General features: G+C 39.9%; 20 protein-coding genes. 14 read left to right on the forward strand and 6 right to left on the reverse strand.

Translation table 11 applies throughout. From position 1 onward, the window contains the following. Nucleotide 1: 1 nt before the first annotated feature. Complete coding sequence (locus tag JGE69_RS11715) at nt 2-1,102, forward strand: HPP family protein (protein WP_199113547.1); 1,101 nt, start codon at nt 2-4, stop codon at nt 1,100-1,102. Nucleotides 1,103-1,165: 63 nt separating this feature from the next. On the opposite strand, the gene JGE69_RS11720 is transcribed toward JGE69_RS11715, so the two are convergent. Beyond that, on the reverse strand, nt 1,166-1,420 hold the full coding sequence (locus JGE69_RS11720) for a PspC domain-containing protein (RefSeq protein ID WP_002116779.1): 255 nt from the start codon (nt 1,418-1,420) through the stop codon (nt 1,166-1,168). Between the two features lie 248 nt (nt 1,421-1,668). On the opposite strand from JGE69_RS11720, the gene JGE69_RS11725 reads away from it, so the two are divergent. Next, on the forward strand, nt 1,669-2,316 hold the full coding sequence (locus JGE69_RS11725) for a hypothetical protein (RefSeq protein WP_199113548.1): 648 nt from the start codon (nt 1,669-1,671) through the stop codon (nt 2,314-2,316). 68 nt (nt 2,317-2,384) lie between these two features. Here the strand turns inward: JGE69_RS11725 and JGE69_RS11730 are convergent, their stop codons facing one another. After that, nucleotides 2,385-4,208 (reverse strand): acyl-CoA dehydrogenase C-terminal domain-containing protein, encoded by a 1,824-nt coding sequence (locus tag JGE69_RS11730; protein WP_002116803.1) that lies wholly within the window; start codon nt 4,206-4,208, stop codon nt 2,385-2,387. Between the two features lie 257 nt (nt 4,209-4,465). Here JGE69_RS11730 and JGE69_RS11735 point away from each other — a divergent pair, with 257 nt between their 5' ends. After that, on the forward strand, nt 4,466-6,805 hold the full coding sequence (locus tag JGE69_RS11735; RefSeq protein WP_199113550.1) for a hypothetical protein: 2,340 nt from the start codon (nt 4,466-4,468) through the stop codon (nt 6,803-6,805). A 48-nt stretch (nt 6,806-6,853) separates the two neighbouring features. On the opposite strand, the gene aroE is transcribed toward JGE69_RS11735, so the two are convergent. The 3 genes from aroE to ribA form a co-directional block, all read right to left on the reverse strand. Further along, nucleotides 6,854-7,642 (reverse strand): shikimate dehydrogenase, encoded by a 789-nt coding sequence (gene aroE / locus JGE69_RS11740; protein WP_086394049.1) that lies wholly within the window; start codon nt 7,640-7,642, stop codon nt 6,854-6,856. A 179-nt stretch (nt 7,643-7,821) separates the two neighbouring features. Further along, nucleotides 7,822-8,772, reverse strand: a complete 951-nt coding sequence (hemF, locus tag JGE69_RS11745; protein WP_064786485.1) for an oxygen-dependent coproporphyrinogen oxidase — start codon at nt 8,770-8,772, stop codon at nt 7,822-7,824. A gap of 128 nt (nt 8,773-8,900) precedes the next feature. Next, on the reverse strand, nt 8,901-9,503 hold the full coding sequence (gene ribA, locus JGE69_RS11750; protein WP_002116908.1) for a GTP cyclohydrolase II: 603 nt from the start codon (nt 9,501-9,503) through the stop codon (nt 8,901-8,903). Between the two features lie 303 nt (nt 9,504-9,806). On the opposite strand from ribA, the gene dxs reads away from it, so the two are divergent. The 9 genes from dxs to JGE69_RS11795 all read left to right on the forward strand — a co-directional run bounded on the left by dxs (nt 9,807) and on the right by JGE69_RS11795 (nt 18,578). Beyond that, nucleotides 9,807-11,711, forward strand: coding sequence for a 1-deoxy-D-xylulose-5-phosphate synthase (gene dxs, locus JGE69_RS11755; protein ID WP_199113552.1), 1,905 nt, complete (start codon nt 9,807-9,809; stop codon nt 11,709-11,711). Nucleotides 11,712-11,832: 121 nt separating this feature from the next. Next, nucleotides 11,833-12,663 (forward strand): inositol monophosphatase family protein, encoded by an 831-nt coding sequence (locus JGE69_RS11760; RefSeq protein WP_002117045.1) that lies wholly within the window; start codon nt 11,833-11,835, stop codon nt 12,661-12,663. Between the two features lie 407 nt (nt 12,664-13,070). After that, on the forward strand, nt 13,071-14,933 hold the full coding sequence (locus JGE69_RS11765) for a DEAD/DEAH box helicase (RefSeq protein WP_016143582.1): 1,863 nt from the start codon (nt 13,071-13,073) through the stop codon (nt 14,931-14,933). Nucleotides 14,934-15,039: 106 nt separating this feature from the next. Continuing rightward, nucleotides 15,040-15,249 carry a hypothetical protein gene (locus JGE69_RS11770; RefSeq protein WP_005067237.1) on the forward strand — a complete coding sequence of 70 codons (210 nt, stop codon included), beginning with the start codon at nt 15,040-15,042 and terminating at the stop codon, nt 15,247-15,249. Nucleotides 15,250-15,339: 90 nt separating this feature from the next. Next, on the forward strand, nt 15,340-16,158 hold the full coding sequence (locus JGE69_RS11775) for an ABC transporter ATP-binding protein (RefSeq protein ID WP_002116999.1): 819 nt from the start codon (nt 15,340-15,342) through the stop codon (nt 16,156-16,158). Further along, on the forward strand, nt 16,155-16,931 hold the full coding sequence (mlaE, locus tag JGE69_RS11780) for a lipid asymmetry maintenance ABC transporter permease subunit MlaE (RefSeq protein ID WP_002117010.1): 777 nt from the start codon (nt 16,155-16,157) through the stop codon (nt 16,929-16,931). Before JGE69_RS11775 ends, mlaE begins: the two co-directional genes overlap by 4 nt. Next, nucleotides 16,931-17,611, forward strand: a complete 681-nt coding sequence (locus tag JGE69_RS11785; RefSeq protein WP_005067241.1) for an outer membrane lipid asymmetry maintenance protein MlaD — start codon at nt 16,931-16,933, stop codon at nt 17,609-17,611. Before mlaE ends, JGE69_RS11785 begins: the two co-directional genes overlap by 1 nt. A 26-nt stretch (nt 17,612-17,637) precedes the next feature. Further along, a complete protein-coding gene (locus JGE69_RS11790) occupies nt 17,638-18,279 on the forward strand; it encodes a phospholipid-binding protein MlaC (protein ID WP_002116826.1) in 642 nt (213 codons plus the stop codon). An 11-nt stretch (nt 18,280-18,290) separates the two neighbouring features. Beyond that, entirely contained in the window at nt 18,291-18,578 is a 288-nt protein-coding gene (locus tag JGE69_RS11795; protein WP_069121990.1) for a lipid asymmetry maintenance protein MlaB, read from the forward strand. Nucleotides 18,579-18,650: 72 nt separating this feature from the next. On the opposite strand, the gene JGE69_RS11800 is transcribed toward JGE69_RS11795, so the two are convergent. Next, on the reverse strand, nt 18,651-19,664 hold the full coding sequence (locus tag JGE69_RS11800) for a magnesium and cobalt transport protein CorA (protein WP_002116978.1): 1,014 nt from the start codon (nt 19,662-19,664) through the stop codon (nt 18,651-18,653). A 158-nt stretch (nt 19,665-19,822) separates the two neighbouring features. Between JGE69_RS11800 and JGE69_RS11805 the strand changes: the two genes are divergently transcribed. Both JGE69_RS11805 and JGE69_RS11810 read left to right on the forward strand, forming a co-directional pair. Continuing rightward, complete coding sequence (locus JGE69_RS11805; protein WP_005067248.1) at nt 19,823-20,404, forward strand: TIGR00730 family Rossman fold protein; 582 nt, start codon at nt 19,823-19,825, stop codon at nt 20,402-20,404. Nucleotides 20,405-20,418: 14 nt separating this feature from the next. After that, nucleotides 20,419-20,820, forward strand: a complete 402-nt coding sequence (locus JGE69_RS11810; RefSeq protein ID WP_033848810.1) for an NUDIX hydrolase — start codon at nt 20,419-20,421, stop codon at nt 20,818-20,820.

A 20,820-nucleotide genomic window follows, 5' to 3' on the forward strand; every position in this document is an offset into this window, starting at 1 on the left:
TGTGAGTGTTATACAGCGAGAATGGTTACAGATTTTAAAGCCAAATTTTAAAGTTTTACCCTTAAAAGAACGGTTACTTTGCGGTATTGGAGCTTTGTGTGGTTTAGCAATTTCCTCCTTAATTAGCTGGTATGTTCTCGGTGGAATTAATGCATGGTACATCGCCCCAATGGGCGCCTCATCTGTTCTATTGTTTGCTGTGCCGACTAGTCCTTTGGCCCAACCATGGAATGTTATTGTCGGTAATACATTAGCCGGAATTATTGGGGTTGCTTGTGCGCAGTGGATTCCGGATTTAACCACAGCTTTTAGTGTTGCAGTTGGTTTTGCCATTTTTTTAATGATGACCACCGACTCTTTGCACCCACCGAGTGGAGCGGTTGCGATTACAGCAGTACTAGGTGGAGCCACAATTCATAAGTTGGGCTTTTACTTTATTTTTTATCCAGTTTTACTCAATTCGTTACTTCTACTTGGGTTTGCTGTTTTCTTTAATCGATTGATTGGGCGACATTATCCGGTTACCGCGCATTTAAATGAGCGAAGTAAGGACCCAACGCCAACTCAAAAAGTATCGATTCAGCCGAAAGATATTGAGTATGCATTAGGGCATCACACTGAACTTTTAGATATTAGCCAATATGATTTAGAAAAAATCATTTTAGAAGCTCAGGAACATGCCAATGAGCGTATGGTAAATCAATATATCTGTCAGGATATTATGAGCCGTGATGTGATTAAACTACATGAAGATGATGATATTCATCAGGCACTCGATAAGTTTAAACATGTGAATTTAATGAGCCTACCTGTAGTAAATACAGAAAATCATTTGGTCGGAACTTTAGCGTTATATGAAGTCGTAGAATGGTTTAAAGGTGCAGCCGACCCAAGAAATTCTTGGCAGCATTATGTAAAACAAATTATGAGCCGTAGAGTGATTACCGTACTGCCAACTCAACCTATTCAAGATTTGGTGCCATACTTTGTTGAAAAGTCTTTTAATTACATTCCTGTTGTTGAAGATCGTAAGCTTATAGGAATGATTAGCCGTGCAGATATGATTGCTGCATTGCAGCAACAGTTAAATCGAAAGCTATAATTTCTAGAATAAAAAAAGCTACGGTTGATTAGGGGATGCAACCGTAGCGACCAAAGTTATTAATTAACGTACTTGTTCTTCATTTACTGTTCGGACGGATTGTCGATAGCCTTCAATATGTTCTGGCTGTTTTTTAGGAATCACTAACCATAAAACCAGATAAACTAAAATTCCTGGAAAGGCAGCACTCATAATTGAGATCAAAACAAAAATGACACGTAGTAAAGTTACGTTCCAACCAAAACGTTCAGCAATACCACCCATTACACCGGCGATCATGCTGTGTCGGTTCGAGCGATATAAACCAGAACTGGCCATCTAATTCTCCTTAAAGATAAAAGTTACAAGAAGCTATTGCTCTTGCTTAATAAAAATATGGAGACAAAATAACGGGTTTAAAGTCCTTTAAAAAGTAAAATAGTTAAAATATGTAAAGGATTGAAATGAACGAAACTAACATCTACTAAAATGCACCCTTTCAGGGCTTAAGAGTTTAAAGCGGCAATCAGCTAATACTTGATTTGAATCGTAAATATAGCTGTTGCTGTTATCTGTGAATAATGTATATGTCTTTGAAGTGGTCTCGTTTTTCAGTTAAGCATGTGGTTGTAGTGGCTGCGATGTGCATGACACTCAGTGCTTGCGATATAAACCATACCAATTCGAAAGATCACTCAACTACAAGTTCTAGTTCTAATCATGAAGAAAACTTAATAAAAAGTAGTACGTCTATAAAAACATTGGATTATGTCGCTGGACGAACTTTCTTACCTGAAGATACCTCAGATCAAACCCAAAAATTAAACGCAGCGTCATTACAATATGTAGGGCGATATCATACTCGTATTTCATGCGACGATGCTTTTGCTGATTGTGAATCAGGCGAAGCAGAGTACATTTTAAATTTATTACCAAATGGGTCGGCTTATTGGAATGTTGTTCATTTTGGTCGTGTGGGAAGTAAAGACGGGGCTAAAAGTGCCGCTGTAAATCAATTATGTCCTACTCTAAATTGGAAAGTGGATGAAAAAGGGAATGAGTTAACGATTCAATGTCCATTATCTAAAGTTAATTTTTATTTTAATATTGATTCAAATAAAAGATTGGTCACAAATTTAGAAAAATTACTTTATAGCGACTATGGAAAAAATCGTGAATTTTTAGAGCAAAACTATTTTGTTCCAAATCAGGCTTATGTTTTAACTAAAGAATAGATATCCGATAAATATAAAAAGAGCGCAATATTAAATTGCGCTCTTTTTATATTATGACTTAAAAATCATTAGTAGTCGAAGCTAAAGTGTTCAACTGGTAATGATGTTAGGGTGCGAGATGTAGTCACCATTGATTCTGCATGACCTTGAGCGCGTGGCAATAAACGATCAAAGTAGAAATCAGCAACTTTGATTTTTGCTTTATAGAACTCAGCAGTTTCTTGGCCGTTACCTGCTTCTAATTTTTCAGAAGCAACCACAGCTTGTTGAGCCCAGAAATAAGCCATCATCACGTAGCCTGAGAACATCAAGAAATCTACAGAAGCAGAAGATACGATGTCGCGGTCTTTACGTGCAGCAAGCATGATACGAACTGTTAAAGTGTTCCACTGAGCACAAAGCTTAGTTAAGTCCCAAGCAAAACGACGTAAATATTTATTACGTGCATGTGCAGCACAGAATTTTAAGATTTCAGCAGTGTATTCACGAACTACTTTACCTTTTGAACTTAACAACACTTTACGACCAATTAAGTCGAGTGCTTGAACACCAGTTGTTCCTTCATACAAAGTCGCAATACGTGCATCACGTGCGATTTGCTCCATACCCCATTCTTTAATGTAGCCATGGCCACCGTAAACTTGCATACCGTGGTTAGCAGCTTCTAAACCAAGTTCAGTTAAGAAACCTTTTAAAATTGGTGTATAGAAACCAAGTTTATCATCGTAGTCTTCAAAAGCAGCTTGATCACCACGTGCTAAAGCATCTGTCATTTTGTCAGCGATTTGAGCAGCGTAGTAAATCATAGAGCGACCGCCTTCAGCGATTGCTTTTTGAGTTAACAGCATACGGCGTACGTCTGCATGGTGAATGATTGCATCAGCAACTTTATCAGGATCTTTTTTACCAGAAAGCGCACGCATTGACATACGATCTTTAGCATATGGTAATGCGCCTTGGAAAGATAACTCAGCGTGTGCAATACCTTGAACAGCAGTACCAATACGTGCTGTATTCATGAAGGTAAACATTGCATGTAGGCCTTTGTTCACTTCACCGATTAAATAACCAGTTGCATTATCAAAGTTGAGTACTGCAGTTGCAGATGCACGGATCCCCATTTTGTGTTCGATTGAACCACAAGCGACTGTATTACGCTCACCAACACCGCCATCAGCTGTAGGCATGAATTTTGGTACGATGAATAATGATATACCGCGAGTACCAGCAGGTGCATCCGGAAGGCGTGCAAGTACGATGTGAATGATGTTTTCAGTTAAATCATGTTCACCGGCAGAAATGAAGATTTTTGTACCAGTGATTTTGTAACTACCGTCTGCTTGAGGTTCAGCTTTAGTTTTTACCTGACCTAAGTCTGTACCACATTGAGGTTCGGTTAAGCACATTGTGCCGCTCCAAGTGCCTTCAACAAGCTTAGGCATATATGTTTGTTTTTGCTCATCAGTACCGAATTGCAAAATAGTGTTCATACAACCAGAACTTAAACCTGGGTACATGGTAAATGACCAGTTTGCAGTACCCATCATTTCTGATTTAATCAGGTTTAAAGACATTGGAAGGCCTTGACCACCAAATTCTTCTGGGTAAGAAAGACCTTGCCAACCGCCCATTACGAATTGGTCATAAGCTTCTTTAAAGCCTTTAGGAGTAGTTACTTCGCCGTTGTCAAAATGGCAACCTTCTTCATCACCAGATTGGTTAAGTGGCGACAATACGTTTTCACAATAATCTGCCGCACCTTCAAGAATCATATCAACAGTATCTGGATCAGCATTTTCACCATTTGATAAAGTTTTATAGTGAGCAGGGTAATCTAGTACTTCATTCATTAAGAAGCGGATATCGTGTAGCGGAGCTTTATATGCTGGCATGGCTTTAATCCTAATTTTGAATCATTGTGGGATTATCTGTATCGATGATTTGATTATTCACTCGCATGATAAAAATACAATGTTAATCGCACCCGAAAGAAATGTCAGAAAAGCGAATTTTGTCGAAAATAAATACACCTGAAATTATAATTTCTGCTACATTCAGGACTTATACTTTTATGTGAAAAAACAACTAATTTTCTTATTTTTAGCAAGTTTTGTTAAAAAGATAAAGCGATAAGGTTTTAAAAAAGGTTATGCATTTAAAATATCTCAGTTTATGTTTATTTAGTTTGGGTTTGACCGCTTGTGCGCAGCATAACCTACGTCCATCGGTACCATCTACTCAGTTAGATCAAAAAGTCATTCAGGGTATGAATGCAATATATGAATACCCAAGCTATGACTATCGTGGGCATTTTAAAGTTAGTGTTGATCCAAATCAGTCAAAAAAAATAAATAATGTAGAAAAAACAGTGCAGCTAGATGCTGCAGTGCAAAAAAAAGTAGATCAATATTTACGTGAACAAAAAATTAATTTGAATAAAAAACAGAAGCAGGCGTTGTATGCCGCAATTGCAAATGAGCAAGCGGATTCAGGCATTTCTGTTGAATCACGCTCAGAAAAAGTAAACGCCGTATTAATTAATTTATTAAATGATCTTCAATTTAGTTACGATGGTTCGGTTCACTATCGTCAAAAAATGGGGTCTTTAAACCTTACAGCAAGGTATGAAAAACCGACACTTTTGGTACAGGCAAAATTGCCAATGGTACTTGATCTGAAAGATTATAAATTTTACGTTAATTATTTTGGATTAATGCCTTATCTGGTTAATAAAGATAATCAAAATAATTTAGCGTATGTCGATTTTTCAAAGTATAAAAATCTGTTTACGAATGTCGATATGAAGAAATTCGTTGAATATGCGAAAGCTTCTGGCGCTGTATCTTATCGTTTGGCTGAACCACAAAATTTACAGCGTTTATCAGTTAGTGACGCTGAGCGTAAAGCGGGAATTGTAGAAAAAATTCGTTTAAAAGATACGGTTGAAGCGTTATTGCTACAATCGGAGCTCTATAGTCAGGTCAATGCTAAATATCTGCAAAAAAATGTTTTCGGTTTTGATGAAGAAAAGATTGCCGAAACTATAGCAACTGAATTAGTTGCTTCAGAAGCGAAGAGTAAAGAAGGTAATGCTGATGGGCAAAAAGTTTCTTCTGAAGATGCAGCCGCAGTTAGCCAACAACTTTACTCACTGATTAATGCTCATTTCGGTAATGCCTTAGATTCTGAGTATGATGAAGACCAATCAAGTGCAGCTCAAGATGGGGCAGCCGAAGAGGATGCTTCTGATACGGCCCAAGCCGAATATGTTGCTGTAGCAGATGCTGAAGAAGTGACACAAGATGAAGAAGTGGCTTCACTTACAGAAGATCAGTGTGTCGAATTACAGTCTCAAAAAAGTTCCGTTGCCTTAGGTGATATTAATTACTGTCAAATTTACGGTATTGATGTGCTTGATCAGAGCGCTGGAAATACCGAAAAAACTCAGATTAAGGCTCGTCAAACTGCCTTGAAACAAACTTTTGCTGCTTATGATCAAAACCAGTTTGTTGATGATGAAGCATTCAAGGCTCTATGGATCAAGCATAAGGCAGAAATTGAACAAGCTTTACCAAAACAAAGAAATCCGGTTGCGATTGATGTCGGACTGGATGAAAAGGGCCGTTTAGTCAACGCGGATTATGATATTGCGTATACACCAGCTGAATTTAACCATCGCTTTAATATTAAAGCAGACATGCAAATTCTCAATTATGGTAAAGCGACCCCAATTAATCAGCAGCAACTTAAACAAGCTAAATCGGTTGCAGAGGCAAGTAAGGGTTCGTTATTTGAAAACTTCGTAAAAGGATTTAGTGAAAAACTTGGGCAGAGTGATGTTTCTGAGCATCCAGTTGGTGCACATAGCGATGTACAAGATTTAGATTCGAGTCTGGCGCTGTTGGCTAACCAAACTTATGATGCAACACATGCTTATGACAAAACATATAAGGCTGTGTTTATTGCAAAATTGACTGCCGAAAAACCGTCATATATTAATTATTATTCAGTTCAACAGTTGCAAGAAATTGCCGAGGTTTATGCTTATTGGTTCTCTGAAGAGGAAACTTATAACCCTCAAGGGAAAGCTTTAGAACGTATTGAGGCGTTACAGAAAAAACATCATCTTGAGCAAGAAGATCAGTTTGATAATGACTTAGGCCGAGCTGTGGACCATATTGTGATCACAACAATACAAGGTGAAGCTGGGCGTGAAGCATGGCAAAAACTACAGAAACAATATAAGCAACCTGAACAGCTTTTCTCAAAACAGTATCAATTAGAGTTTGAAAAACAAAATGGTAGTTCTGATGAAGAAAAACACTTGTTGTCAGAAACAGCTGATATTTTAGGTAAGGTTTATGTCGCTGCTCGCAAACAGCAACTTACGGAAAAAACAATTCAGAAGTTAAAACCTGAACATAATGAATTTATTGATTATGAGATTTTCCGAGATGTTTATAAGCAGATGGTTACAGCTAAAAAATAATAGATGAGATAAAAAAAGAACCTACTTCGTGTAGGTTCTTTTTTTGACTTATAGAAAATCTTTTAATTCTGGCTTTACGCCATTCCAGATAAAGAAAGCTTCAATGGCTTGGCCAACTAGCATGCCAAAACCTTCCGCATAAGGTACATTGCGCTGTTTCGCTTGATCAAGGAAGCTAGAGCGCTTGCCATAAGCCATTTCATAGGCATATTTGAACTCTAGACTTTCTGGTAGTTGTAATGCATCACCAGACAGGCTTGCAGAAGTTGCATTAATCACAATATCAAATTTCCCTTCTAGCTCATTTAGAGAAACTGCTTGCAATTGAGCTTGAGGAACTGCTGCTTTTAGGTCATTTACAAGTTGTTCAGCACGAGCAAGAGTCCGGTTTGCAATCACAATCTTTTTAGCACCAGCCTGCACAAGCGGGTAAATAACACCGCGAGTTGCACCACCAGCCCCTAAAATTAAAATAGCTGTATTTTCTAAGTTCCAATCTAAAGCTTGAATTGCGGCAACTAAGCCTTGGCCATCTGTATTGTCACCATGCAATTTGCCATCTTCCATCCAAAGTGTATTTACAGCTTTGGCAATTTGAGCACGTTCAGTCAGTACATCACACAAAGCAAAAGCCTGTTCTTTAAATGGTATGGTAACGTTCATGCCAATCCCGCCATTTTCAAAAAAACTACGCATACTCGGCTCAAAACCATCAAGAGGGGCAAGACGTTTTTGGTAGTCTAGGTCAACACCTGTTTTTTGAGCGAAAGCATGATGCAATTCAGGAGAGCGTGATTGTTCGATGGGGTTGCCAATTACTGCAAACTGTTTGGTCATTCTTATATCCAAAATTTTAAAATGGCATGAGGCAGATAAAGTCTGTACTGAATTTTCAGCAGGCCTCACTATAAGCCAAATTTTAATAAGAAAAAATATTTGAATGAAACTCAGAAAATTGGAAATAAAAAAGGAGATTCTTTAGGGTGGAAGCCAAAGAATCTCCGAAAAGCAAAAAATTAAGCAACTTTTTCTTTTAGGTTTAACCAATCACGTGGTTTTAAGTAATAGTCGGTTAAACGTTTCTCTGGTGAGTCTTCATCCCATTCTGGACGATACGACCAACCTGCAAGGTTAGGGAGGCTGACTAAAATAGACTCAATACGTCCACCTGTTTGTAAGCCAAACAATGTTCCGCGGTCATAGACTAAATTATATTCGACATAGCGACCACGACGGTACAGCTGGAACTCTCGTTGAGCTTCGGTATAAGGCTGTTCACGATGTTTTTCAAAAATTGGCAAAATGGCATTTAAATAACCATTACCTACAGCTTGAATATATTTAAAGCAGGTTTCGAAATCCCAGCAATTTAAATCATCAAAGAATAAACCACCGACACCACGCTGTTCATCTCGATGTTTTAGATAGAAGTAATCATCACACCATTTTTTATGTTCAGCATAGACATTGTCACCAAAAGGCTGGCATAGGTCATGTGCGGCTTGATGCCAATCGATAACATCCTGTTCATCTGGATAGAACGGTGTTAAGTCAAAACCACCACCAAACCACCAAATTGGATCTTGTCCTTCAGGCTCTGCAACGAATAAACGTACATTGGCATGTGAGGTTGGAATATTCGGGTTTTTAGGGTGAATCACTAATGACACACCAAGCGCTTGTGCTTTAGCACCAGCAATTTGAGGATGTCTTTCTGTAGCAGAAGCGGGCAGTTTACTAATATTGATGTGAGAAAACATCACACCACCTTTTTCAATCACGGTGCCATTTTGTAAAACTCGAGAACGACCGCCACCACCTTCTGGACGTTCCCAATCATCAATAATGAATTCACCCGTACCACCACCAGCTTTTTCTTGTTGTTCTAAACCAGCACAAATACGAGCTTGTAAATCGAGGAGAAATTCGCGGACACGTTGAATATCTGTTGAAGTCGGATGTTGCATAGTGACCCTCAAAGATGATTGAGATAGGAGATAGATACATCAAAACACAAAACCATAAAAAAAGTAAGGGATTTTTAAGAAATGTCTTAAAAATCCCTTCCAATTATTTTTAAATTTATAATTTTGTTCTAGAAATCATCTTTTTGATAAAGGTGATCCATGCGTTCACGTTTAGTTTTTAAATATTGTTCATTAAAAGGATTACGTCCAACCGTTAATGGAACACGACCAACCACATTAATACCTTGATCCTTGAGTGCCTGAATTTTCAAAGGATTGTTAGTAATTAACTTAACTTCTTTTACTTTTAAATGATCAAGCATAATGCTACACATGTCATAACGGCGTGCATCAGCTGGCAAATTTAAAAGTAAATTTGCATCTACGGTGTCATGACCTTGATCTTGTAAGGCATACGCACGAATTTTATTTGTAAGTCCAATACCACGGCCTTCTTGGCGTAAATATAAAATAACGCCTTGACCTGCTTCGTTAATAAGCTTTTGAGTTGCCTGTAATTGAGGGCCGCAGTCACATTTTAATGACGCAAAAGCATCACCTGTTAAGCATTCTGAATGAACACGTACTAAAACAGGGCCTGTGGGTGGATTTTCTAACCCTTTAGAAAGTGCCACATGTTCTTCACCTGATACTGGATCTTGAAACACAGAAATATTGAATTCACCAAAAGCGGTCGGGAGTTTTGATGTTGCAATGAACTCTATAGGCACAGATTAACTCATCTTTTAACCGAAAACGGTTTAAAGTATAGCGTAATGCTGGGAGATTGGTCGAATTGTCATAATCATTTTGAGCACTAAGGTTTTCTTTTTTGTATAAAGAAGACGATAATAGTTGATAAATAGTCAGATTATTCAGGATAATCTGCCAACCATACCCATACTGTATGAGAGACTGCTTTGCATGACCTCGTTCGCAAATGTGGCTGATTGAAGGTGACTTCATTCGATTGTATGATCGACCCATTTTGACCCAGCTTAGGATTTGCCAGGCTTATAAAGGCTTTGCCACATATGTTGTATACCGAAATTCCAACTCAACGCCCTGTTACGCCATTGTTAGATGCAATTGATCATCCTCAACAATTACGTCAGCTCGAGCATAGCCAATTGTTTCAAGTGGCTGATGAGTTGCGTCAATATATTTTATATGCAGCAGGCCAGAGTGGTGGCCATTTCGGTGCTAACCTCGGCGTGGTTGAGCTGACGGTTGCGCTGCATTATTGCTTTAATACTCCAAATGACCGATTAGTTTGGGATGTAGGACATCAGGCGTATCCACACAAAGTCTTGACTGGTCGCCGTGAGCAAATGACAACAATTCGTGCTAAAAACGGTTTAGCAGCATTTCCAGCTAGAGAAGAATCAGTTTTTGATACTTTTGGTGTAGGGCATTCATCAACTGCAATTTCGGCAGGTTTGGGAATGTCTTTAGCACGTCGCTATCAAAATGACCCATGTGAAGTCGTTTGTATTGTGGGTGATGGCGCAATGACAGCAGGTATGGCATTTGAAGCCATGAACGATGCTGTGGCACACGATGCCGATTTAATTGTTGTACTTAATGACAATGACATGTCGATTTCTTGCAGTACAGGTGGTTTTGCTAAGCATTTAGCTGCAATTTGGGAAAAAGGCCATTTAGTTAATGTCGATGAACATGGCGAGGCGTATGTACAGCCACATCCGAAATGGACGTACAACTCTCGTTTACATCAATCGGCAACAGATGCGGCCGATAATTTATTTAAAGCGATTGGTTTTGATTACTTCGGTCCTTTCGATGGACATGATGTAAATCAACTTGTTCAAGTATTTAATGCTTTGAAAAAACGTAAAGGTCCACGCTTAGTCCACGTTTATACTAAAAAAGGTAAAGGCTTTACTCCAGCAGAAGCAGACCCTATTACCTATCATGCAATTGGCAAAATTAATGCGGCTTCTTCAGGTAAAACGCCACCAAAATATTCTGATGTATTTGGTCAATGGTTGTGTGACGAAGCTGCACAAGATGAACGTTTATTAGCGATTACTCCAGCTATGTGCGAAGGCTCGGGCATGGTTAAGTTTGCTAAAGAATTTCCAAAGCGCTTCTTCGATGTTGCAATTGCTGAACAGCATGCAGTAACACTTGCAGCAGGCATGGCGTGTGAAGGTTTAAAACCTGTTGTTGCGATCTATTCAACATTCTTACAGCGTGGTTACGACCAGCTTATTCATGATGTTGCATTACAAAATCTTGATGTAACTTTCGGGATTGATCGTGCTGGTTTGGTGGGTGAAGATGGTCCAACTCATGCTGGTGCATATGACTATGCATATATGCGTACAGTTCCGAACATGGTCATCATGGCACCAAAAGATGAAAATGAATGCCGTCAAATGCTACATACAGCCTATGCTTATAATGGGCCAGCAGCAGTACGTTACCCTCGTGGTGCTGGGGTAGGCGTTGAAATTCAGCAAGAGCTAACTGCTATTGAATTAGGTAAGGCAGAAGTCGTTGCTGAAATTAAACCTGCTTGTGATGAGCAGATTACGATTTTAGCGTTTGGTAGTCGCGTTATGGTTGCCATAGAAGCTGCTGAGCAATTTTCACAAAAACATGACGTTGGTGTGCGTGTTGTAAATATGCGTTTTGTGAAACCACTTGATGAAAAAATTATTCGTGATTTAGCTGAACATACACAATTATTTGTAACTGTTGAAGAACACGCAATTATGGGTGGTGCAGGCAGTGCAGTAAATGAGTTCATGGCACAAGAACAAATTGTTAAACCTATCATTAATTTAGGTCTGCCAGATTTGTTCTTGCAGCAAGCGTCACATGGTCAAATGCTACAAGATTGTGGGCTAGATGCTAAAGGTATTTTGAGCTCAATTGAACGAGCTTGGCTTAAGCTAAATCAGGTGGTTTAAGCCTTTAATAAAATTTTTGAAACATTTTTTCCCATAAAGCGCATTCATTTGCTAAAATGTATGCGCTTTTATGCATTATTCTTTGTCAAAATCTTCAAATTTGTATTGTAGTGGGTGTTCAATGGAACCTATGGTGGTTATGGCTGCGCGTGCGGCTCAAACAGTTGGTCAAGAGCTTTTAAAAGCGCATCAAAATCGTCATAAACTCGATTTGCAAGTTGAAGAGAAAGGCATTGATGGCCCAGTAACACGTGTAGATCGTTATTTGGAACAATTGACGATTGATACATTACGTAAAAGTTATAAAAACCATAGCTTCTTAGGTGAAGAGTTCGGTTTGCAAGAAGGGAAAGGCCACGATGCAGACTGGTGCTGGGTAATCGACCCGCTTGATGGCACGCAAAACTTTATTAATGGATTTCCTCATTTCTGTATTTCTATTGCAGTTCAGCATAAAGGCGTTACTCAGCACGGTGTAATCTACGACCCAGTGCGTGACGAATTATTCTCTGCAAGTCGCGGTCGCGGTGCAGTTATGAACCAACGCCGTATCCGTGTAAATGTAAAAGATACTTTAGAAAATACATTCTTGGCAGTAGGCCATCCTTACCGTGCTAAACGTGCTGGTGAGATTGTATCTTATGCAGAACAACACTTTGCTTCATTATTAGCTGTGACTCAAGCAGGCGCACAAATTCGTCGTGGTGGTTCAGCTGCCCTAGATTTAGCATATGTTGCTGCTGGTCGTTTTGATGGTTTCTTTGAGCTGGGTTTAAAACCATGGGATATCGCTGCTGGTGAGCTTATTATTAAAGAAGCGGGCGGTGTAGTGGTTGACGCACGTGGTGGTAATGAGTCTCTTGAAAACGGTCAAGTGCTTGCAAGTTCACTCAAAATGCTAAAACCTTTAATGCAAACTGTAGTTCCAGCTTGGGGTCAAGCCGCAAAATAATTTAATTATTTATAAATAAAACCCTCTATTATCAGAGGGTTTTATTTTTTTAAGCCACGGGTAAATTTTACTGAGTTCAATAAATATGAAGAAAGTTGATTAAAACACATGACTTTTAATTTCTTTCTGCTATAATCCGCCCACGCACTTAAATTTCCGTTCATTACCTGAACATTCTGTTCTATTCATTGTAAGCGCACGCTGTCCATAGAGAGGACCATTTCTTGCGCCCCGATCGCTCAGCGATTCTTCAGGTTCGGCCGTAATCAAGCGTGCGTTTAGTCCACATCGTCGTTACTCGGATTGCTGCTGAAAAAAACGTTTCAGCTAACTTTGCTTTGCCGCTTTGTGCCGATGTCTATTTTGTATTTATTAAAAATGGAGCACCCACTAGGGTGAAACTCTCTATGAGCAAAACTTTTGCCGAATTTTCTTTGCATGAAACCTTACAACAAGCGCTTGAAGGTTTAGGTTTTACTACCCCGACTCCTGTGCAAGAACAATCTATTCCTGCAGCTTTAGAAGGAAAAGACCTTCTAGTATCTAGCCAGACTGGTTCTGGTAAAACTGCGGCATTTTTATTACCGACATTACATAATTTAGCTGGTCAAGAAACTTTTGTTCCGTTCAAAGAACGCATGAAAGCTGTGACCCAACCTAACATTTTAGTTTTATGCCCAACACGTGAATTGGCTCAACAAGTTAGCCAAGATGCGATTGCTTTCGTACGTCACATGAAAGGTGTTCGTATTGCTGCAATCATGGGTGGTATGCCTTTTGGTAAGCAAATCCAACAACTTAAAGGCGCGCAAGTTATTGTTGCGACTCCTGGTCGTTTATTAGATTTAGTAAACCGTCGTCAATTAAAGTTAGATAAAGTTGAAGCTTTAATCGTTGACGAAGCTGACCGTATGTTAGACCTCGGCTTCTCTGAAGATTTAGAAGCGATCAGCGATTTAGCTGGTAACCGTCGTCAAACATTAATGTTCTCTGCAACTTTCGCTGACCGTATTATTCGTCTTGCTGAGCGCATGATGAATGAACCTGAGCGTATTGCAATTGAAACAGGTCACAGTACAAACACTGACATCACCCAAACTTTACACTGGACAGATGGTTTCGAACACAAGAAGAAACTTCTGACTCACTGGTTGGCTGATGAAACTCTTGATCAAGCGGTTGTATTCGCGAGCACTCAAGAAGATACAGATATGTTGGCTGAAGAACTTGCAGAAGCAGGTCACTCTGTAGTTGCACTTCACGGTGCAATGCCACAAACAGTTCGTAACCGTCGTTTACGTAGTATTCGTGAAGGTCGTGCAAAAATCTTGGTAGCGACAGACGTTGCTGCACGTGGTCTTGACGTACCGACAATTTCTCACGTAATTAACTTCGGTTTACCAATGAAACACGAAGATTATGTACACCGTATTGGTCGTACAGGTCGTGCTGGTCGTACAGGTCAAGCAATTACTTTAGCGACTTATCGTGAACGCGGTAAAATCCGTGCGCTTGAAGACTATTTAGATGCACGTTTAAGTGTTTCTGAAATTGAAGGCTTAGAGCCATCTCCACCTCCTGCTCGTTCAGGTCGTGATGGCGGTGGTCGTGGTCGTGGCGGCAACGGTGGTCGTGATGGTCGTCGTGGTGGCGGTTTTGGCGGTGGTCGTCGTTTTGAAGGCGAAAGCAACTTCAAACGCCGTGAAGGTGGTCGTGATGACCGTCCACGTCGTAGCTTTGATGACAAACCACGTGGTGAACGTCCATTCGGTGGTGAAGATCGTCCACGTCGCGAGTTCAATTCAGATCGTCCACGTCGTGAAGGTGGTTTTGAAGATCGTCCACGTCGTGAGTTCAACTCAGATCGTCCGCGTCGTGAAGGTGGGTTCAACGATAAACCGCGTTTTGACTCAAATGATGACAACCGTGGTAACCGCGTAGATTACAAACCACGTCGTGAAAATGGTTTTGGTGATCGTCCAAAACGTAGTTTCGGTGGTGAAGATCGTCCACGTCGTAGTTTTGATGATAAACCTCGTGGCGAGCGTCCATCATTTGGTGGCGAAGATCGTCCACGTCGTGAGTTCAACTCAGATCGTCCACGTCGCGAAGGTGGTTTTAACGATAAACCGCGTCGTAGCTTTGATGATAAACCACGTGGTGAGCGTCCAGCGTTTGGTGGCGAAGATCGTCCAAAACGTAGCTTCGGTGGTGAAGATCGTCCACGTCGTAGTTTTGATGATAAACCGCGTCGTAAATTCGACCGTTAATCAAAAGTTTGTTTAAAGAAAGGCCAGTAGAAATACTGGCCTTTTTTATTTTCCAGTTTTGTTATAAAATAACAAAATGTGAATTGGTTCAATTTTTTATTAAATAATGAGTAAAAGTAAACGAAAAGAAACAATAATGGCACAGTTGAAGAACTTATTAGTTCAGCACGGCTTGCCTTATCTTTTTATTGCACTTGTTTTGTGTAATGGGGTTTATTTTGCCTATGCTTTTATAACTGGAAGTTCTATTGAGCAGTTTCAAATTTCTGAATTAACCTCTTTTTACGAACATACCTCGTCTATTTCTACCAACTAACTTAGCTTTGCTTTTGTCAAAATAACAACAAGTTTGCCAATTTTCAGTGTTATAGTATGCGTGCATAAAAGTGCAGGAACGATTGCCATTATGAATAATAAAACTCCTCTCTCGACTCAACCACTTATTGAAGTGAAAAATTTGAGTTTTAATCGAGGGGAACGCGTCATTTATGACAATATTAGTTTAAATATACGTCGTGGCCAGATTACGGCCATTATGGGACCTTCTGGTACAGGTAAAACAACATTATTACGTCTGATCGGTGGACAGTTAGTTCCTGATCAGGGCGAAGTTTTGCTCGACGGTAAAGATATTGCAAAAATGTCCCGTCAGGAGCTTTTTTCAGCCCGTGCACGTATGGGAATGTTATTTCAGAGCGGTGCTTTATTTACGGATATGTCGGTCTATGAAAATGTGGCATTTCCAATTCGAGCACATACCAAACTCCCTGAAAATCTAATTGCTGAACTGGTTGCATTAAAACTGGAATCAGTTGGTTTGCGTGGTTCTGAACAATTAATGCCTACAGAACTCTCAGGTGGTATGAACCGTCGTGTTGCTTTGGCACGTGCGATAGCGCTTGACCCTGATTTAATCATGTACGATGAACCTTTTGCGGGGCAAGATCCTATTGTAAAAGGCGTGTTGACACGTTTAATTCGTTCATTGCGAGAAGCTTTAGATTTAACCACAATTATTGTTTCGCATGATGTTCCCGAAACCCTTTCTATTGCTGACTACATTTATGTTGTAGCAGAAGGAAAAATTCAAGGGGAAGGAACGCCAGAAGAGTTACAGGCATATGCTTCTCCATTTGTGCGCCAATTCTTAACAGGTTCGGCAGAAGGACCAGTTGAATACCAATTTAGTCATCAAGCCTATTTAGATAACGAGGTTCGTCCATGAATACGATTGCCTGGTTAGGTAGACTCGTTATTGAGCGGATTCGAGGGATTGGTGTTGCGGCACTAATGCTCTTACAAATTGTTTTTTCTTTTCCTTCATCTGGTGGGTTTGGACGATTTATTTACCAAATGCATCGGGTAGGAGTGATGTCTTTGTTAATTATTACTGTATCGGGCCTATTTATTGGTTTGGTACTGGGTTTACAAGGATATTCAATTTTAGTGAACGTCGGCAGTGAATCAATGCTAGGCACCATGGTGTCTTTAACATTGCTGCGTGAATTGGCACCTGTGGTTGCTGCTTTATTATTTGCTGGTCGAGCAGGTTCTGCATTAACAGCAGAAATTGGTTCAATGAAGCAAAGTGAACAACTTGCCAGCATGGAAATGATCGGGGTTGACCCATTAAAACAAATCGTATCACCACGTCTTTGGGCGGGAGTGGTCAGTTTACCGATGCTAACTGTCATTTTTGCTGCGATTGGTATTGTGGGCGGTAAAATGGTAGGTGTCGATTTTCTTGGCGTCGATGAAGGCTCATTCTGGAGCGGTATGCAAAACAACGTGCAATTTGGGCATGATGTCGTAAATGGCATTATCAAAAGTATTGTGTTTGCTTTGTTATGTACATGGATTGCGGTATATCAAGGATATGCATGTGATCCAACTCCAGAAGGAATCGCAACTGCAATGACGAGAACAGTTGTATATTCTTCATTATGTGTTTTAGGTTTTGATTTCGTGTTGACTGCGGTCATGTTCGGAGGGATTTAATGAAATCACGTAGTAGTGAGCTGGCCGTAGGTATCTTTGTTATTATCTTCGGTATTGCCTTGTTCTTTTTAGCCATGAAAGTTAGTGGCCTTGTTGGTACTAATTTAAATGATAGTTATACCATGAAGGCTCAGTTTGATAACGTCAATGGTTTAAAGCCTCGTGCTAAAGTAACGATGAGCGGTGTCACAATTGGTCGTGTTGATTCAATTACCCTTGATCCAGTTACGCGTTTGGCTACGGTAACCTTTGGTTTAGATGGAAAATTGACAAGCTTTAATGCTGAGCAGCTAAAAGAAGTTCAAAAAAATGCTTTAGATGAACTACGTTATAGTTCTGACTATACGCAGGCTTCTCCAGAGCAACAAAAAGCAATGGAACAGCAACTGATCAGTAACATGTCCTCCATCACCAGTATTGATGAAGATGCTTATATAATGGTTGCAACCAATGGTTTGTTGGGTGAGAAATATTTGAAAGTCGTTCCAGGTGGTGGTTTAAACTATCTTAAACGTGGCGATACAATTTCAAATACCCAAGGAACCATGGATTTAGAAGATTTAATTAGTAAATTTATTACTGGTGGTGGCGCAGGTAAAGTTGCCGCTGGTTCATCCTCAGCAGAAGAAAAAGCTCCTGCAAGTACCGACAGCAGTGCACAGCCGTCATTTGTTGAGTAAGAGTTTATTTGAAGGAGTGGTTCCAGGTGAATACGTTGTTTAAACAAACCCTGACAGCAAGTCTTTTGTCTACTATGATTGCAGGTACAGCTTTTGCTGCACCTTCAGAAGCACCGCCTGATTTTATTAAGCGCGTTGCTGATGGCTTGATCGCTCGTTTAAAAGCAGATCATGCTAAGTTGCAGAACAATCCTGCTTTAGTAAAATCAATTGTACGTCAGAACTTAGACCCATATGTTGATTCACAAGCGTTCACTCGTATTGTGATGGGTACTTATGCGACGAATCAGTATAGTACAGCTGCACAGCGTGCTCAGTTTGAAACAAACTTCCGTAATACATTAATTGAAAATTACGGTAGCGCATTTGCTAAATATACAAATCAAAGCTATACCATGCGTCCTTACAAGGCAACTGCGGGTAAAAACCCTGTAGTGACATTGGACTTTAATCACAATGGTGAAAAAATTCCTGTTTCTTTCCAGTTGGCTGACAAAGGTACTCAATGGAAAATCCGTAATATCAATGTCTCTGGTATTGATCTAGGATTACAGTTCCGTAATCAGTTTGCTGCAACAGTGAAACGCAATGGCGGTGATTTAAATAAAGCAATTGCTACCTTCCAACCTGATGCAGACGCTGCTGTTAATCAAAACAAAAAGAAATAAGTAGGTGACGTGTGGTTCAGTATCTCAACCAACAATTGGTTGTTTCGGGAAAAATTGATTTTGAAAATGCGGAACAACAGTATCAAGCAGGTTTGGCCATCATAAAGAAGCAGCAAAGCTTCCCACTTGTGGTGGATTTAACTGAGCTTGAGCATGGCAGTACCTTGGCATTGGCTGTTTTAGTTCAATGGTTACGAGTGACTCCAAAAAATACTGGTTTGCATTTTAAAAATGTCCCTGAAAAAATGCTGAAGATCATTCAAGCCTGTCATTTGCAGGACGATCTGCAAATGATCTGATGTTTTTGATGTAAAAAAGCACCTATATTTAGGTGCTTTTTTATACTCGAAATTAGCATTTTATTACAAAGCTTAGATCCATTTTTTCCAGCGGAAATAAATGATCGGCCCAATAAAGAAACCCATAATAATCAGCAAAACAACGAAGAAACTGGTCGTACCATGTGCAAAAGGTAATACGTCTGTGTTCATACCATAAATACTGGCAATAAGCATCGGAGGAGCTAACATACTTGGTAAGATCGAGAATCGACGAATCGTGTCATTCTGTTCTGTGTTAATGAATCCAGACGTCGTATCAAGTAAGAATCGTACTTTTTGGAATAAGAACGCATCATGTTCTACCAGTGAACGCACATCTTCACTGAGTTCTCGAATGTCTGCATCATAAATATGACTGCCTAAAGCACGTGGACGCGATAAGAAAGTAAGTACACGTCGTAAGTCAATGAGACAAAGCTGTGCTTTTCCTAGCATGTCTTCTTGTTGAGCTAGGCGTGTAATCATGTCATCGAGATCTAGAATTTTTTCACGTTGGTGGTTATTAAGAACCTCGGTGGAGTATTTTTCTAAATCTTTGTGGATATCTTCTAAGATATCCGCAAGCTCATCAAGTTTTGCTTCAAGAAGACCTAATAAAATCCACGTTGGATCTTTATAGTCCATGTCATAGTCATTTCGGCGAGCACGGGCACGAAAGGCACGAAACGCAACTAGTTTTTCTCCGCGCATCGTAAAGAGGCGGTCTTTATGTAAAATAAAAGCTACGGTTTGCACCATGGCCAGCATATGTGATGACTCTTCAGCGTCGCCATCCACCTGATAATTTTTATTTTTCGTTAAAAAATAAGTACTGATGTGCAAAATACCGTCATCATCACGGTAAAATCGTGCAGAAGATGAAATGTCTTCAAGCGACTTTAGTGTTGGTAAATTTTGGTCATAGGCATCTAATACCCATTGTTGCTCTTCTTGCGAGGGTGCAATAAGATCAAGCCAGACTAATTCGGGATGTAGATCAAATCCACCATTGATGGTGGCATCTTCCAGACTTCCGCGTTCTGTGGCATAAAAGGCTTCAAGCATGTGTCTTTTTTCCTCACGCAGTCTGATGGAAATGGATGGGTGTATTTTAGACAAGGATTTGCCGAAAAACACTTGCCAATACGCTATTTTGCAAAAAAAAACTCTATCGATAGTTTAGTTTGTCAGCATGACAGTTCAATAAAACGGTTTTTTACACTATGAAATCAATTTGTATTTTCTGTGGTTCATCTCTTGGTTCAAACCCAATTTTCCAAAAAATTGCCCAAGCTACAGGCGAGGCTATTGCAAAACAAGGGAAGACCTTGGTTTATGGTGGTGGTCGCTCAGGCCTAATGGGTGTAGTTGCCGATAGCGCCTTACAAGCAGGTGGACAAGTCATTGGTGTGATCCCTCGTGCTTTAGTTGATCGTGAGTTAGCTCATCCGGGCCTAACCAGATTATATGTGGTTGAAAATATGCATGAGCGTAAAACCAAGATGGCGGATCTTTCAGATGGCTTTATTGCTTTGCCGGGTGGCGCTGGTACATTGGAAGAAATCTTTGAACAATGGACGTGGGCGCAATTAGGGATTCATCAAAAGCCATGTGCTTTCTTAAATGTAGCGGGCTTTTATGAAGATTTACTTAAAATGATTCAAGGAACGGTGGATAATGGATTCAGCCAAGCACGGTTCGTTGATAAATTGATCGCATCAGACAAAATTGAAGATATTCTTCAACAATTCGAGCAATATCAGGCTCCTGCTCCAAAATGGACAAATGCAGATGTTCAACCATAAACGAGGTTAAATAGGTGAAAACAATTACGGTCGCTGCCGCAGTGATCTTAAATGAGCAAAATCAGTTGTTGCTTGTAAGAAAGCGTAATACACACACTTTCATGCAAGTGGGTGGCAAGCTGGAACCTAACGAGGCGCCAGAGATCACCATGCAGCGAGAAATTTTAGAAGAAGTCGGAAGCTCTTGTGTGATTGAGCAATTTATTGGTCATTTCGAAACAGCAGCTGCCAATGAGCCAGATCATATTCTGGTGAGTCATTTATATCTAGTTCAGCTCGACCAAGCACCTAAAATTGCAGCCGAAATTGCAGAAATGAAGTGGATAGATTTAAATGATTCGGAAACTCAACTTGCACCATTGACCCGAGAAATTGTCATTCCTTGGTGTGAAGAGTATTTATCTACAGTGCAATAG

The sequence above is a fragment of the Acinetobacter sp. C13 genome, assembly GCF_016809775.1.
Lineage (GTDB): Bacteria > Pseudomonadota > Gammaproteobacteria > Pseudomonadales > Moraxellaceae > Acinetobacter > Acinetobacter pittii.